Origin of the sequence: Collinsella aerofaciens, assembly GCF_040915425.1 — a bacterium.
GTDB lineage: Bacteria > Actinomycetota > Coriobacteriia > Coriobacteriales > Coriobacteriaceae > Collinsella > Collinsella aerofaciens_BW.
This window is the reverse complement of the sequence record NZ_JBCPDN010000053.1, coordinates 1-15521: the sequence shown is the minus strand read 5'-3', so window position 1 is coordinate 15521 and position 15521 is coordinate 1. Positions and strand designations below refer to the sequence as shown.

General features: G+C 59.7%; 11 protein-coding genes and 1 tRNA gene. 4 read left to right on the top strand and 8 right to left on the bottom strand.

What is annotated here, in order from left to right:
• From AB5164_RS07810 to AB5164_RS07795, 4 genes are all read left to right on the top strand, one after another.
• A partial coding sequence (locus tag AB5164_RS07810) for an HAD hydrolase family protein (RefSeq protein ID WP_368147950.1) occupies positions 1–773 on the top strand: 773 nt, incomplete at its 5' end.
• Between the two features lie 125 nt (positions 774–898).
• The gene (locus AB5164_RS07805; protein ID WP_368142984.1) at positions 899–1912 is read left to right on the top strand and encodes a polyprenyl synthetase family protein; all 1014 of its coding nucleotides are present in this window, start codon (positions 899–901) and stop codon (positions 1910–1912) included.
• A 138-nt stretch (positions 1913–2050) separates the two neighbouring features.
• Positions 2051–2956, top strand: a complete 906-nt coding sequence (locus tag AB5164_RS07800) for a peptidoglycan-binding domain-containing protein (RefSeq protein ID WP_368142985.1) — start codon at positions 2051–2053, stop codon at positions 2954–2956.
• Positions 2957–2994: 38 nt separating this feature from the next.
• A tRNA-Gln gene (locus AB5164_RS07795) sits at positions 2995–3066 on the top strand.
• Between the two features lie 346 nt (positions 3067–3412).
• Here AB5164_RS07795 and AB5164_RS07790 read toward each other — a convergent pair.
• The 8 genes from AB5164_RS07790 to acpS form a co-directional block, all read right to left on the bottom strand.
• Entirely contained in the window at positions 3413–5593 is a 2181-nt protein-coding gene (locus AB5164_RS07790; RefSeq protein WP_368142987.1) for a hypothetical protein, read from the bottom strand.
• Between the two features lie 183 nt (positions 5594–5776).
• Positions 5777–7666: a carbon starvation CstA family protein gene (locus AB5164_RS07785; RefSeq protein ID WP_343001201.1), complete on the bottom strand. Its 1890-nt coding sequence runs from the start codon at positions 7664–7666 to the stop codon at positions 5777–5779.
• Positions 7667–8478: 812 nt separating this feature from the next.
• A complete protein-coding gene (gene tsaD, locus AB5164_RS07780) occupies positions 8479–10863 on the bottom strand; it encodes a tRNA (adenosine(37)-N6)-threonylcarbamoyltransferase complex transferase subunit TsaD (protein ID WP_343001202.1) in 2385 nt (794 codons plus the stop codon).
• A complete protein-coding gene (gene tsaE, locus AB5164_RS07775; RefSeq protein WP_006235849.1) occupies positions 10850–11356 on the bottom strand; it encodes a tRNA (adenosine(37)-N6)-threonylcarbamoyltransferase complex ATPase subunit type 1 TsaE in 507 nt (168 codons plus the stop codon). The genes tsaD and tsaE overlap by 14 nt, the downstream gene beginning before the upstream one ends.
• A gap of 12 nt (positions 11357–11368) precedes the next feature.
• Positions 11369–11989, bottom strand: a complete 621-nt coding sequence (locus AB5164_RS07770) for a uracil-DNA glycosylase (protein WP_006235848.1) — start codon at positions 11987–11989, stop codon at positions 11369–11371.
• Between the two features lie 8 nt (positions 11990–11997).
• The gene (alr, locus tag AB5164_RS07765) at positions 11998–13143 is read right to left on the bottom strand and encodes an alanine racemase (protein ID WP_035137770.1); all 1146 of its coding nucleotides are present in this window, start codon (positions 13141–13143) and stop codon (positions 11998–12000) included.
• A 2-nt stretch (positions 13144–13145) separates the two neighbouring features.
• Positions 13146–14762: an NAD(P)H-hydrate dehydratase gene (locus AB5164_RS07760; RefSeq protein WP_082222952.1), complete on the bottom strand. Its 1617-nt coding sequence runs from the start codon at positions 14760–14762 to the stop codon at positions 13146–13148.
• Positions 14763–15302, bottom strand: a complete 540-nt coding sequence (acpS, locus tag AB5164_RS07755; RefSeq protein WP_055310749.1) for a holo-ACP synthase — start codon at positions 15300–15302, stop codon at positions 14763–14765. It lies immediately after the preceding gene.
• Between the last annotated feature and the right edge of the window lie 219 nt (positions 15303–15521).

Genomic DNA, 15521 nt, shown 5'->3' with positions numbered 1-15521 from the left:
GAACGCTCGCCTGGCAAGACCCCAGGCTCGCCCAAGACCTTCCCGAAGACGAGCGGGACCTCTCCCCCTATCCCAACGAGGCGGTTTCGCAGGCAATCCGCGATTTCGTTGCAAACGGCAGCATGGCCTTTATCTGCACAGGGCGCACCCTGAGCTGCATCCACCCCAAACTTCTTGAGCTGCCCTGGACCGGCATCGTCTGTCTTGCGGGCGGTTACGCCGAGATCAACGGACACGCAATTCGCGATCTGTCGATGACGCCCAGTATGCTGCAGCGTCTTGCCCCCTACCTTGAGCAATCGGGCGAGGTCATCCGCTTTGAGGGCCTCAACGGCGTCGTGCGCATGAGTGCCGATGCCCCCGATGCTCCCGGATACGCGCGCACCTTGGGCGACGCAGTCACGCAGCTGCAACATTACAGTGCCTACAAGATCTTGATGTCTACATCGCTCGCCAACCACATCGCTCAAGATAAGGCACTTGAGCCGCTGCTGTGCTTTAACGAGCTTGAACTCGAGGTAACCGAAATCTCGCCCCGCGAATGCACGAAGCGCGGGGGCATCCAGTCTGTACTCGACGCCCTCGATCCCCACCATGGAACCGTATACGGCATCGGCGACGCCAGCAATGACGTCTCGCTGATGAACGCCGTCGATGTCGGTATCGCCATGGGCAATGCGCCGGACTATCTCAAAAAGCGCGCCGACTACATCACCGACTCGGTCGACAAAGATGGCGTCGTCAAGGCGCTCGAGCACTTTAGGCTTATATAAGCAGACGGCACGCGCACGCGTCCCGTTTCCCCAAATCGCCAAAACAGACGCGCCGGCAACTCCAATGTGGCAATATGGTATCTGCACACCGCAACGATGTAACCCAAGAAAGAATGCGAGAACCCGTGTCCAGTCCGTTTACCAGCTTTTTAGCCCAGCACTTTGACCAGATTAACGACTATCTGGCCACGTTCTTTGACGGACAGGCGACCTCTGCCGATATCGAGCGCTACCTGTATGCGCCGCTCTCGGCTTTTACGGCCAACGCCGGCAAGCGCCACCGCCCGCTTATCTGTATGCTCGCCGCAACCGCAGTGGGCGGCAGCTTTGAGAGCGCCCGCAGCGCCGCGGCAGCCATCGAGCATTTCCAGTCGGGCGCGCTGATCCACGACGACATCGCCGACAACGGACAGCTTCGTCGAGGCAAGCCCTGCATGCACCTTACCGAGGGCACGGGGCTTGCCATCAATTGTGGCGACCTGGCGCTCACCATGGTCACCAAGACGGTTCTCGACGACCCTACGCTTGAGTCCGACGTGAAGCTGCGCGTGCTCCACGAGCTTACCGAGATGATCGTCCGCACCATCGAGGGTCAAGCACTCGACCTGGGTTGGGTCCGTGACGGGCGCTTTGATATCTCGGTTGATGACTACCTGGACATGGCGACGCACAAGACCGCGTTTTACAGCGGAGCCACGCCGCTTGCCGCCGGAGCCATTATCGGCGGCGGCAGCGATAAGCAAATCGAAGCGCTGCGCGCCTTTGGCCTGCACACGGGCCTTGCCTTTCAGATTCAGGACGACCTGCTCAACCTTGTCGGCACTAAGGAAGCCGCCAACAAGGACTTCCGCACCGACATCACCGAGGGCAAGCGCACGCTTGTCGCCGTACATGCCCTCTCTGATGAGCACCACCACGACGAGGTCGAGGCGATTCTTTCCTCGGGCACCGATGATCCCGCGCAGCTCGCACGCGCCGTGGATATCTTCCAGGAGACCGGCTCCATCGATTACGCCCACACTTACGCGCTCGACCTGACCGCTAAGGCCAAAGCGGCCATCGAGAACGTTGAGCTTGATCCGCACGCACGCGAGCTGTTCCTCTCCATGGCAGATTTCTTTGTGGAGCGCCTTAACTAACGGGGGTTATAAAACCTGTCAGCAGCGTATTTAGGCACAACTTGCTACACTGTTGAGTGCATGTTTATGCATCCCTTTGCGTTGTCTATCCGACAGACGCTCAAATAGTACGAATGGTACGCCGAAAGGGGTTCGTTCATGGAACCTATTACAACGGGCATGCAAGGAGCAGCCGTCGAGGACGTGCAGTCTCGTCTCCTGCAGCTCGGCTACACGATTGATGCCGCCGAAGTCACCGACAAGTACTTTGGAGCCACCACTGAGCAGGCCGTCAGCACCTTCAGGCTCGACAGCGGCCTTGCTGCCGGTCATGCCGTCGATATCCCCTGCTGGAGCGCCCTTGTAGACGCTTCGTATAAGCTGGGCGACCGCACCCTCTATCTGCGCATGCCCAATTTCCATGGCGCCGATGTGCAGGCCCTGCAGCGCGCTCTCAACGTTTTGGGCTTTGCCTGTGGCGAAGACGACGGCTACTTTGGCCCGCATACCGAGGCCGCCCTGCAGCAGTTCCAGGAAAATGTCGGCCTGTTTGCCGACGGCATGGCCTTCCAGGACACCTACGCCTACATCAACCGCCTGCACCATGTGTGGGAGGGCAAGCCCTCGGTCACCGAAGCCGAGTCCCGCATCGGTTTTGCTCGCGCCGCCAACGTGCTCGAGCGTTTCCAGATTGCCGTTATCGGCGAGGACCCCATCGCACGCAGCGTTGCGTCGCGCATGTGGAATATCGCCACGGCAACGACCGACAACAGCGGCATGATGCTCTGCGACTTCGAGGTCCCAACCGACGTTGACCTGGTGCTCGAAATCGCAAGCGACGAGCTGCCCGCCGACGCCGCACCGCGCGCCACGATTGCCCTCGCCGAGTGCCACAACCTGGCCCAGCGCATCCGCACCGCCAATGTCGCCGCGCAGCAGAAGCCGGCTCGCATTCGCATTGAGCTCACGGGCATGACGCGCTACAACGGCACCTTCACGGCCAGCGACGCGCAGACACTCGCCGTACGCCTGCTCGATGGCGTTTGCGATGCCCTCGCAGATTAGGTAAACTAAACGAGTTGCTTTTGGGCAACACCACACATTGGGACGTAGTTCAACGGTAGAACTCCGGTTTTTGGTGCCGGCTGTTGGGGGTTCGAATCCCTCCGTCCCAGCCCTTAAGAACACAGCGCTCCAGGCCCTTATGAACCTGGAGCGCTTTCTTGTGGGCAAGCGGAGGAATTCGAACCCGCAAGGGTGCGGAGCTGAGGAAACGCGAAGGCGCCCCAAGCCCATTAGGACCAAGAGCGCCTAACATCAAGAAAATATCAGCCCAGTTCCGAAAAGCGAGCCGCATGCAACAACCAGGTAACCACAGGCCCCGGGAGAGCGGGGACACCGGCTTAGGTTTATCGCGAGTTCCGCACGAACAGGAGGCCACTTAATGTGGCCTCCGTCGTGAGCAGGACTGTAAAGCAGGAAACCTAAGCCGGTGTCCCCGCTCTCCCGGGGCCGAACGCCCTAGTTGTTGAGCATGCGGTCGAAGCTTCCCGAGTCGCCATCCCGATAGTCTGCGGTCATCAGAATCTCCTGCGGAATGCGCCCGCCCTCGCGCAGCACGTTGCGGAACTGCACGCGCGTAACCATGGGCAGATCCTTGATCGTCGCCGCCAGGTTCTGCGGCACGCCCTGGTTGGCAGCCGCGGGCTCGCACTCGCCGCCGGCCTTCACGCGACGCTTATGCTCGGCGAGCATGGCACGGTACATGCCGGCATGCAGGCGAATCTCAACCACATTGGCATTGCGAGCCTGCTCGACAATGCGTGCGCCCTCGCGATCGATATCGCCCACGTAGTAGACGTAGTTAAAGCGATAGCCAATCTCGGCCAGATAATCGTCCAGGGCATGCGAGACGCTCGCCTTGCATCCGCCGCCAAAAATCACGCCGCCCACCTTGATGCCAAAGAGCTTGGCGTGCTTGCGGCCACGCAGCAGCCTGACGATCTCGTCGTAGGTGTCCAGGTTCTCGACCATAATGAACGGCTTGTCGGCTCCCAGCGTAAAGAAGCCCGTAAAGTGCACGGGGCGATTGGGGGCGACCTTGATCGCCTGCATGCTGATGCCCTTTTCGGTCATACGCCTGATCAGGCGCTCACCGTGCTTGCCGTCAAAAGCCTTCTCGTCGTTAAAGATCTGGTAGGCACGCTGGCGGCGCGAGGCAACCGGCGTATCGGCACCTCGGTTCTGCTCGATCCAAGCCTGGATGATTGCGATTTCCTCGGCAATCTTGCGGTTGGACATCTCGTTGTGCTGAGTGCGCTGCGGAGCCTTTTTGCCGTCCTTGCCCTCGACCTTTACGATCTGTGTCTGCTGCTCCTTGATCTTGGAGAGCGCCGTAGGCGTAGGGACAACCTTGAGCAGCTGCCTGCCTAAAACGCGGGCAAGGGCAAACGCCGAGACCTCGCCGTGGGCGGACGACTTGGGCTGCTGGGCAGCAGTATCTGCTGCGGCAGACTCCGGCTTCTTCTGAGACTTGCGCTTAGAATCGCCCTGGGAATTGCGCTCGTGCTTCGGCATAGACGCCTGCTTCTGCGGACGATCGAACTTGCTCTCCTTCGCCGGCTGGCGCTTAGGCTGCCCCGAAGAAACCTCGGCCTTCGCATCCTCGTTCTGCGGCGTGGTCTTCTCGGTTGCAGTCTCGGCATGGGAACTGCGGCCCCCACGATGGCGACGGCGGCGAGGCTTGCTCGACGTGCCCTGCTCCGTCTGCTCATCAGTAGGCTGCTGGCCCTGAGTCTCCGTATCGGACGCAACCTGCTCATCAACAGGCTTCTGTTCACGAACTTCCGACTCGGCAGGCTTCACGGCCTTCTCGGCCCTCACCTCCGGAACCTGATTAACCTTCTCCTGACGCTTTACGGGGTACGCGCGACCTGCAAAGCCGCGACCGGGACGACACGAGTCTGAGGCCTTCTTGGCCGGCTTCTCGGAATCGTCCGCAACCTCGGCAGTCTCTTCGGCCTCGCGCATAACATCCTGCTGTTCGGCCCTAAAATGCGCACCGCGGCGACGCTTGGGCTCCTGGATCTTAGCATGCTCTTGAGTGCGAGTCGGCTCCTGCATCCCGACGGACTTTTCCTCGACGGCCTCGGCATCCGTCTCACCCTTTTGAGCAACGGCGCGACGGAAGCGCTCCTGCTGGGCGCGGCGCTGCGCATCGCGCTTGCCACCCCCACCAAAACCGCCGCGTCCTGCCTTGGCCGTAAAGGCACGCACGACGTTCTCATCGAGCAACTCATCGGTATCGACATGCTCGCGCGGAGCAACCTCTTCCACAGCAGGCACGTCAGCAGAATCCTCGACGACAAAGTCTTCGACGGACTCGGCAGGTTGTTCCTGGACATCGCTGATCTCGGCATTGATGGCATAGAACGCCGGGCGCCCGTTAATGCCGCTACCCTCGATCTTTGTCACGATATTTGCCGCGATAAGCTCATCGCGCATCGCCTTGGTGTCACATTCCTTATCGACGGAGCGGAAAATCTGCGCCAGCGCACTCGACTTAATCTTGAGCGCCTTGCGGCAAAGCAGGTCGTAGGCAACCAGCTTGGCACGCTCGGCAGAAAGCGACGTCTGGCTGCTCAGACGCTCAGCCAGGGCATCGACATTATTTTGGTTATCGGAATATACCGTCTTGGCCACGGGGCCCCTTTCATATGTACACATATACGTCTATATGGTACAACGCGCGAGCCTATCCACGCAAAACATCTGCGAGGACGCCCCTGCATCACCCGTTCTCGCAAGAAAAAAGACCGAGTCCGCGTCGTTGCGGACCCGGTCTTTCCGAGTCATATAGATGTGACGCTCAACTCGTCAGGTCGATTAGGCCTTGGCAGCCTCGGCGTCGGCGGGAGCCTCGGCAGCAGCAGTGCGGCCATACTCGGCCTTGCCCATCTCGGACCACTCGGGCTCCTCGTCGGGCATGGAACCAGCCTCCTTGCCGAAGAACTCCTTGAGGCAGTTAACGGCAACGATGAGGCCCAGGACCATCAGCAGGACGGCGAAGACAAGCTGCAGGCCCTTGGTGGCGGCGACGGAGACGGCGGCCGTGGTGGCGGTAGCCGGGATGGTGCCGAAGAAGCCGTAAGCCTGGACAGCAGCCATGCAGCCCATGGCGCTCTGGACCAGCGAGGTGAAGGTGCAGCAGAGCAGGAAGGCGACGGGCACATAGAGCATCCAGCCCTTGCGGCCGGTGCACTTGCAGAACACGGCGAGGGTGATCATGGTCATGCCGCCGAGCAGCTGGTTGGAAGCACCAAAGAGCGGCCAGATGTTGGCATAGCCACCAAAAGCGAGGGCGAGACCGGGAAGCAGGGTAACGACCGTGGCGAACCAGGGGTTGCCGAGGACCTTCATGTAGCCGGCCTTGGACTCGATGGCCAGGGCATCGTTGGTCTGGGCAAAGAACTCGGAGAACGAAGTGCGGGCGATGCGGGCGACGGCGTCGAGCGAGGTCAGGGCCAGAGCGGAGACGTTCATGGTCATAAAGACGGTAGCGAGCGTGCCGTCAACACCGAAGGCCTGCATACCGCGGGAGATGCCAGCGGCGAAGATCTGGAACGGGGTGGAAGCGACACCGGCGTTGAGGGCGCCGGTACCGGCGGTGTTCATGTCGGAGAACATGATGCCGGCGACGATGATGGCAAGGATGCCGACGAAGGACTCGACGATCATGGCGCCGTAACCGACCTTGACAGCGTCCTGCTCCTTCTCGACCTGCTTAGAAGAGGTGCCGGAAGAAACGAGGCTGTGGAAACCGGAGAGAGCACCGCAAGCGACGGAGACGAACAGGACCGGGAACATCATGCCGGAGGCAGTGGAGAAGCCGGTGAAGACCGGAGCGGTGATAGTGGCCTGACCGTTGACGCCCAGGACGACGATGCCGAGGACAGCGCAGACGATCATGACGATCATCATGATGGAAGTGAGGTAGTCACGCGGGGTCTTGAGCATCTGGATGGGCATAGCGCCAGCGAAGACCAGGTAGACCATGACGACGGCGAACCACTGGAACTTATCCAGGTAGACCGGGAACTGCATACCGACGGCGAACATGAGAACCATGAGGACAACGCCGGTGACGAACTCGGCAGCGCCGGTGAGGTTGAACTTCTTCTGGGCCCAACCAAAGGCGATAGCGACGAAGGTGAACAGGATGGAGATGGTACCAGCGCAGCCGGCGGCATAGGACTTGGTGAAGTCGATGGCACCGGTAGCAGCACCAGAAGCGTCAACGGCCGGGGTGAACATGAACGTCTTGCAGACCATGTCGGTGAAGGCGGCGATGACGATGATGCAGAACAGCCAGCAGAACAGCAGGAACAGGCGACGGCCGGTCTTGCCGATGTACTTCTCGATGAGCTGAGCGAGCGACTTGCCGTTGTTCTTCATCGAAGCGTACAGGGCACCAAAGTCGTGGACGGCGCCAAAGAAGATGCCGCCGACGAGGACCCAGAGCACGACGGGCAGCCAGCCAAAGGCCATGGCGACGATCGTACCCGTAACAGGGCCAGCACCGCAGATTGAGCTGAACTGGTGCGAGAACGCGGTGAAGGCGGAGACGGGCGAGAAGCTCTTGCCGTCCTTCATGCGCTTGGCCGGCGTGAGGGCCTCTTTGTCAACGCCCCATTTGTTGGCCAGCCATCGGCCATAGCCCAGATAGCCGCAGGCGAGCACCGCCGCGGCCACAACCATGAGCAAAACTCCGTTCATTACATTTCCTCCTCTAAAAAGAACTTCCTAGACATAAAAAATGAGGGCCGTCGGTTGCGCTCGACGGCCCTCATCTTTATCAGCCGCCCGTTATCGTACGGGCTAGCTGTATGTGCTAACCCGCATCAGATAATTACTACGCTGATAATGTTTAGCTGATGCGTGAACATGTCTAAGAAATCCTCTTCAATCATGATGCGAACAATCCGTGCGTGTTCACATCCCCCAGTGGTTGAAAAGGAGTATGAAACTTTAGTTGCCTAAAGTCAACGCAAATTTGTAATGAATTTTCAACTTTTTTGGATTTCTCGGTATAAAACGCCACTGACCTCGGACTTTACCCCACGACAGTTTTTGCATGAGAGATGCCCCTCGGGAGCGGGCGGGCGTATACAAGGTTTCCTGCTCTACAGTCCTGCTCGCACGGAGAGCACATTAAGTGCTCTCCGGCTCGTGCGGAACTCGCGATAAACCTTGTATACGCCCGCCCGCTCCCGAGGGGCTCCCATCCCAAATGCGGAGCAAAGCTCCGCACACCATCTTTTTCTTTCAGCTAAAGCACGCCGAAAATTCGACGCAGCTGGCTAACCTTGCCGGACGTTGTCGACGCCAAACCAGCTCAGAAGCTATATCGATACAGAAAGGTCCCCGGCGCTGCCCGGGCGCCAGCGGCCGCATATGAACTTTATCGCGAGTTCCGCACGAACAGGAGGCCACTTAATGTGGCCCCCGTCGTGAGCAGGACTGTAGAGCAGGAAAGTTCATATGCGGCCGCTGGCGCCCGGGCAGCGTCGGGGACCGCACCCGTACGACTACAGCGTCATGTTTGGATCGGCGTCGACGTCGAACGGCGAGATTTCACCTCGGTCGAATTTACGGCGGGCGACCTCCGCGATCATGGCTGCGTTATCGGTACAGGCAGACAAGGGCGGCACCGTTACGCGAATCCCCTGACGTCCAAGCTTCTTGATCATCATCTCGCGCAGATGCGGGTTGGCCGAGACGCCGCCACCGATGCAGTATTCCTTGCATCCGGTAGCGTGCAGTGCGTTTTTGGCCTTCTTGTACTGCACGTCAAAGACAGCTGCCTCAAACGAAGCCGCCAGATCGGGCAGGTGAATCGTGCGCCCGGCCTTGGTCTCCTGTTCAATGTAGAGCGTCACAGCGGTTTTAAGGCCCGAAAGCGAGAAGCGATAGTCTCCTCTGCTGTTAAGCGCACGGGGGAAATCGATCGCCTTGGGGTTGCCCGTCTCGGCCAGCTTGGAAATGATGGGGCCACCGGGATAGCCCAGACCCAATGCCTTGGCTACCTTGTCGAAGGCCTCGCCCACAGCGTCGTCGAGCGTCTCACCGAGCACCTCGTAGTCGCCCCACGCCTTCACGTGCACGAGCATGGTGTGCCCACCCGAGACAAGCGTGAAGATAAACGGCGGTTTGAGGTCGGGTTGCGCCAGCAGGTTGGCAAACAGGTGCCCCTCCAGATGGTTGACGCACACGAGCGGCTTGCCGGCAGCGTAGGCAAAGCCCTTGGCGAAGGCGACGCCAACCACGAGCGCGCCCACCAGGCCCGGGCCCTGTGTCACGCCCACGGCGGCAAGCTCGCTGGGGGCAATGGCTCCATCCTCAAGACCAAGCGATGCTGCGGCATCCTCGAGCGCCGCATCCACGACACTCACAATCACCTCGACGTGTTTGCGCGAGGCGATCTCGGGCACCACGCCGCCAAAGCGGGCGTGAAAATCAATCTGCGTTGACACCTGGTTGGCCAGCATATTGCCATCCGCATCGATAATCGCCACGGCCGTCTCGTCGCAGGAGCTCTCGATAGCGAGCACTAGGCGGCGGCGCTCAATTTCGGCACGCTCCCCCTCGGAGCGCCCAGGCGCAGGCAGCGGCCACACGCGCTGCTCTGCCGCCGTCGGCTCGGGCGAAGCATTGTCGACCGGAAGTACCAGGGGCAGCGGGGCCGTCATGACGATGGCGTCCTTGCCGGCACCATAGTAGCCGCGGCGACGGCCAGCCTCGGTAAAGCCCAGAGCGTTATAGAGCGCAATCGCTCCCTCGTTGCCGTCCTCGACCTCGAGCGAAGCCGTGGTGCAGCCGAGCATCTGGGCATCATAGCTCACATGCGACAGCAGCTTGCGGGCAATGCCCTCACGGCGATGTGCCGGGTCGACGGCGACATCCAGAATCTGCACATCACCGTCCACGACCATACCGCCGGCAAGGCCCAGTAGCTTGCCGTCGTCGTGTGCCACCCACCAACTACGCGGCGCAGCGACGTCCTCGCCCAGTTCGGACAGGAACATGCCCGGCGTCCACGCCTCGTGTCCGGCACCTTCAAAGCAGGCAGCCTCTAGCGCGCTCGCGCCCTCGGCATCCGCCGCGCCCATGGGACGGAACTGCAGATGACGACCGGCGAGCTCATCGGCAACGCCCGTAATTTCGCTCTGCGCACTCTCGGCAAGACCAAGACGCTTGCGCTCGTTTTCCTCGGCATCCGAAAGGCGCGTGTAAATCGGCAGGACGCGAGCCGGATCGCCGTCACCCGCAGCGTGCGCGAGCAGCAAGCCCTCGCCCGAAGGCCACCACAGGTCGCGCTCCACGCAGCGGGCGGTCTCGTCCTCACCCAGCAGCTTGCCATAGCGCACGAGACCGTCACCGGTCAGCTGAACCTGGTCCCAGTCCGCTGCTCGGCGCCACTCATCGAGCGCCACGGCGGCCTTGACCACGTGTTCGCGCTCAAATTGACGCTCGGGACCCTCATCGCCCAGCATATATAGTGCCGGATATACCTCACCGCGCATGGCATCGGCCAAGATACCAAGCTTGCCGCGCACGCCAGCCTTCCACGCCGTCCAAGCGCAAGCGTCGAGCGTCGACACGCCCAGCAGCGGAACATTGGCACCGCGCGCGAGGCCCTTGGCAGTGGAGATGCCGATGCGCACACCCGTAAACGACCCCGGGCCGCGGCCGACCACGTAGCAACCAACATCGCTGCGATCCAGACCGACTTGAGCCAGCACGCCATCAACGGTATTCACGAGCTCAACGTTGGCGTGACGGCGACACATGTGGTCGCCACTCACGAGCTTCGTCTCGCCCGTCTGCCCATCAATCCAGCTTGCCGCGCAGGCAAGCATGTCGGTCGAGGTATCGAGCGCCACCACCAGCGCGTTGTCGTTATGCAAGCTCATCTTGTACAGCCTTATCAATCAAATGGGAAAGCTCCATTGCGCGGTCACCGTGCGCCTCGAGCGTTATCGTTCGCACATCACTGTCGCCCTCATCACGCTTGAGCGTCACCGAAAGATACTCATCCGTCAGCTCGTCTTGGAATTGTTCGCCCCATTCCAGCAGGCAAGCACCCTCATAGCCCAGCACATCGAAAATGCCCGTATCCTCGAGCTCGTAGGCATGCTCCAGGCGGTATAGATCAAAGTGAAACAGCGGAATACGACCTTGATCGTGAACGGCCATGAGCGCAAACGTAGGGCTCGTAACCATATGCCCATCGCCCAGCCCGCGCGAGACGCCCTTGGTAAAGTGAGTTTTGCCCACTCCCAGGCCACCGGTCAGGATGAGCACATCTCCGTCCTCAAGGCACGGTGCAATTAGCTCGCCAAAGTACTCCGTATCGGCAGCGCAAGTCGTTTTGTAAGTACCTACCCCCAGGCGCTCCAGGGACATATATGCTCCTTATTATTCCGAGGCGTCCTCTGGTGCGGGATGTCGCTCCAGATAATCGCCCAGCATCTTAAAGTCTTCCTCCAGCAGCTCCTGCCACGCCGGATTGCGCAGCGCTGCTGCCGGATGAAAAGTGGGCATTACTACAAAATGCCCCATCTGGTGGAACCTGCCGCGCAGCTTAGTAATGCCAATCTCGGTCTTAAGCACAAAGTGCGTCGCGGGGTTGCCGAGCGTCACGATAATATCAGGCCAGATGCTTCGAATCTGCTCACGCAAAAACGGCGAGCAAGCCAGCACTTCCTCGGGACGCGGATTGCGGTTTCCCGGCGGGCGGCACTTAAGCACGTTGGCAATGTAGACGTCTTCGCGTTTGAGCCCCGCCAGCGACAAAATGCCGTTGAGGTCCTCGCCTGCCGCCCCCACAAAGGGCTCGCCCTGCAAATCCTCATTGCGGCCCGGCGCCTCACCGATAAACATCACGCGAGCGCGGGGGTTTCCCACGCCAAACACGATATTGTGACGCGACTGGTAGAGCTGGCAGAGGTGACAATCGCCCAGAACGGCCTCAATTTCCTCGAGTGCGACCTCACGTGGCGCCTGATGGGTATGGCCGGGGATGTGCATGACGCCCATAGCGGCTCCTACACGTAGACCTTGTCGAGACGCATGCCAAAGCCGCAGGCGACCTCGTAGTTAATCGTTCCGCGCAGTCGGGCCATCTCGTCCATGGTAATCTCGGCATCGCCATCGCGGCCGACAATAATCATCTCGTCACCATACTCGGCCTCGGGAATCTCGTGTGCCGGGTTGGACTGAATGGCGACCATAAACTGGTCCATGCAGATATTGCCAACCTGATGCACGCGCTCGCCGCGATACAGCACATCCATACGATTGGAAAGCGTACGCGATAGGCCGTCGGCATAACCGATCGGCAGCGTGCAGATCTGAACGCGCGTACGCGGTACGCGGTAGGTAAAACCGTAGCCCACGCCCTCACCCATCGCAGGGTGTGCCACGCGCGTCACGCGCGCATGGACGCTCATAACGGGGTCAAGCTGCATCACGCGGCCACTCAGCTCGCACGGCTGCATGCCATACAAGCCAACGCCGGCGCGGATCATATCAAAATGCATCGAGGGGTCGAGCATCGAGGACGGCGTATTGGCGCAGTGCACGATACCGCACTCAAAACCCGCATCCTTAATGGCCTGAACGGCCTCGGTAAAGCGCTGACACTGCAGCTTGTAGTCCCAGCCCGAAGGTTCATCGGCCGTGGCGAAGTGCGTAAATACGCCGTCGCACTGAATACCACGATGGAAATTTATACCGCGGACAAAGTCGAGCACCTGCGTGTAGTGAACGCCGATACGATTCATGCCCGTCTCGATGGCGAGATGATACTTGCCCACTTTGCCCGCCGCGACGGCACATTCGCCATACGCAAGAGCAAAGTCAGACGTATAGACCGAGGGCATGATATCAAACTCGAGCAACGTCGGAATGGCCTCGATAGGCGGCTCGCTTAGGATGAGGATGGGTTTCGTAATCCCGCCCTGTCGGAGCTCAACGCCCTCGTTAACCGTCGCCACGGCAAACATGTCGGCACCGGCCGAATACATGATCTTGGCGCACTCAACAGCTCCATGACCATAAGCATCGGCCTTGACCACGCAGCACAGGCGCTGACGTGGATTCAGCAAGTTCTTATAGGCCCTCGTGTTGCGACGGAGCGCCCCGCGGTCGATCTCGACCCAGGACCAGCGCGTCAAATCGGCTTTATTCATGATTAGTCATCCGACCCTTCGTCCATGATTCCCAGATCTTCGAGCGCATCCTTTGCCGCCAGTTCCATGGCAGGACCGATCAAGTCGATAAGATCGGTCGCGATGACGCTCTTCTCACCATACTCCGTCGCCGCGGCAAAACCGGCGTAGCTGTGAAGTGCGACGGCGTACGAATACAGCAACTCCCAACGATCCATCTCGTCGCGCATGGTGGCAAGCGTGCCGGCCAAAATACCCGCGAGAACATCACCCGAACCGGCAGTTGCCAGAGAAGCCGGACCCGAGAGCGGCAGCAGCACACGCTCAACGCCACAGATAGCCGTCGTCGGCCCCTTGGCAATGACCACCAGATTGTCGGAGCCTGCAGCCCAGACAACCTTCTGCGCGGCCGCAATCGCGGTACCAAGGTCGTTCACCTCGTCACCGGCAACCAGACGCGAAAGCTCACGATAGTGCGGCGTCATAACCAACGGCTGCTCGCGACGATACATCTCGGGATTACTATCAATACCGTCAATGGCAATCTTAGCAAGGCAGTTGAGTGCATCGGCGTCCAAGATAAGCGGCACATCAAGCTCGAGCAAGCCCGAAACCACCTGCATAGCGCCGGCAGATGTCGTCATACCGGGACCGCACAGTACACAGCTGTACTTCTTTGCAATCTCGCACACCGTCATGCGCGCAGCGGCGCCAAAGGAGCCGCGGGAATCAGACGGAATAGCAAAGACGGGAATCGAAGGAAGTGCCATGCGAATAAGATTGGCGCAGGCGTCAGGAGCCGCGACTGCCACGTAACCAGCACCCGCGCGAGCTGCAGACTTGGCCGCCATAATGGCAGCACCAGGATATTGCGCAGATCCGGCGACAATAAGCACAGAGCCACGGGAATACTTATCGATATTCGTAGGTAGTGGAGCAAAGTAATCAACTAAGTCACCGGGCTCGACAATCTCGGCGGCGTGGTCGACATCATCGATGACCTCGTCAAGACGGTCGTAAAGATTGCCGCAGATCAAATCGCCAGCATACTCAGGGCCATCAGCGCTATACAGACCAATCTTGGGCGCAATCATCGTCACCGTATGCTCGGCACGAATGCAGTCGTCATCAACAACGCCCGTCTCGGCATTCAGGCCCGAGGGGACATCAATGGATACGACACAATCGGCGCATTCATTGACCGTAGGAATCCAGATGGAGAACGGCGCACGCAGATTCCCGTGGAAACCGGTACCAAAAATGGCATCGACAACAACATCGGCCTTATCGATCAAAACCTCAAGTTCGTCACGCGAGGGGCCGACGCAAACGTGCACATCGCGGCCGGCAGTACGACGAGCAACATGACGTGCCAGGGCAGCAGGAATCTCATCCGGCTCAACCGGAGAAACGATATCGACGTCCACACCCTTATGGCTCAGAATATCGGCGGCAACCCAACCGTCGCCGCCATTATTACCAAAACCGACCAGAACGAGAACCCGATCGGGATTGAGCTTCAAGACCTCGTTGGCGGCAAACTCACCCGCTAGCTCCATAAGCTCGGCCTTCGAAGTCCCTTCGCGTTCGATGATGTCCTCGAGACGAACGACTTCTTCGGTACTCAAAACCGGTTTCATCTATGCTCCTAGCGTATCTTGCGAAGCATCGCCCAGGTGCTCCGTCAATGCTGAATTCTGCAGCTGCTCAAGCTCATCTAAAACAGAGCGAGCCTCTTTAAATGTCTGCGCTACGCGTTCCTTGGTGCTCACCTTTTCTTCCTTAGGCTTAGGTCGAGCATCTTCGGTAATCGCGATGGCATTCGCAACGGCTAAGTCTCCTGTAAGCGTAATGGAAAGAGCGACCTCAACAACACCCAGCTCTTGAGCGATCTCGAGTGCACGGCCCGAAAGCAGCGCCTTCGGTTTGCCGAGTTTATCACGCGTTACCGAAACATCCTTGCGACCCACGCCTTGACTAAAACCCGTGCCAAGAGCTTTAAGCACCGCCTCGCGCGAAGCAAAGCGGCTCGCATAGTGAGCAGCGGGACGCGATGATGCATCGCAATAAGCACGCTCTTCTTCGGTAAACACACGCCGAGCAAACGACGGCGTCTTTTCAAGAATTGATTTCATGCGGGAAATCTCGACGATATCAACGCCGATACCAGCTTCAGCCATGTTCACCTCCATATCGCACAGACTAAGTTATTGTAGCCCGTTCACAGAAGATGCGACAAACGAGGGTTATAAAACACAGCTACTATGTGAGACAAAAGCCCGCAAACGAAAAAAGGGGGAGGCCGCGAGGCCTCCCCCTTCCAAGTTCAAGCGTACGGCTCGGTGCCGTCCACCGGTCAGCGGCGCCCTGGCCTCCCACGGGCTGACCCCGCAGTACTC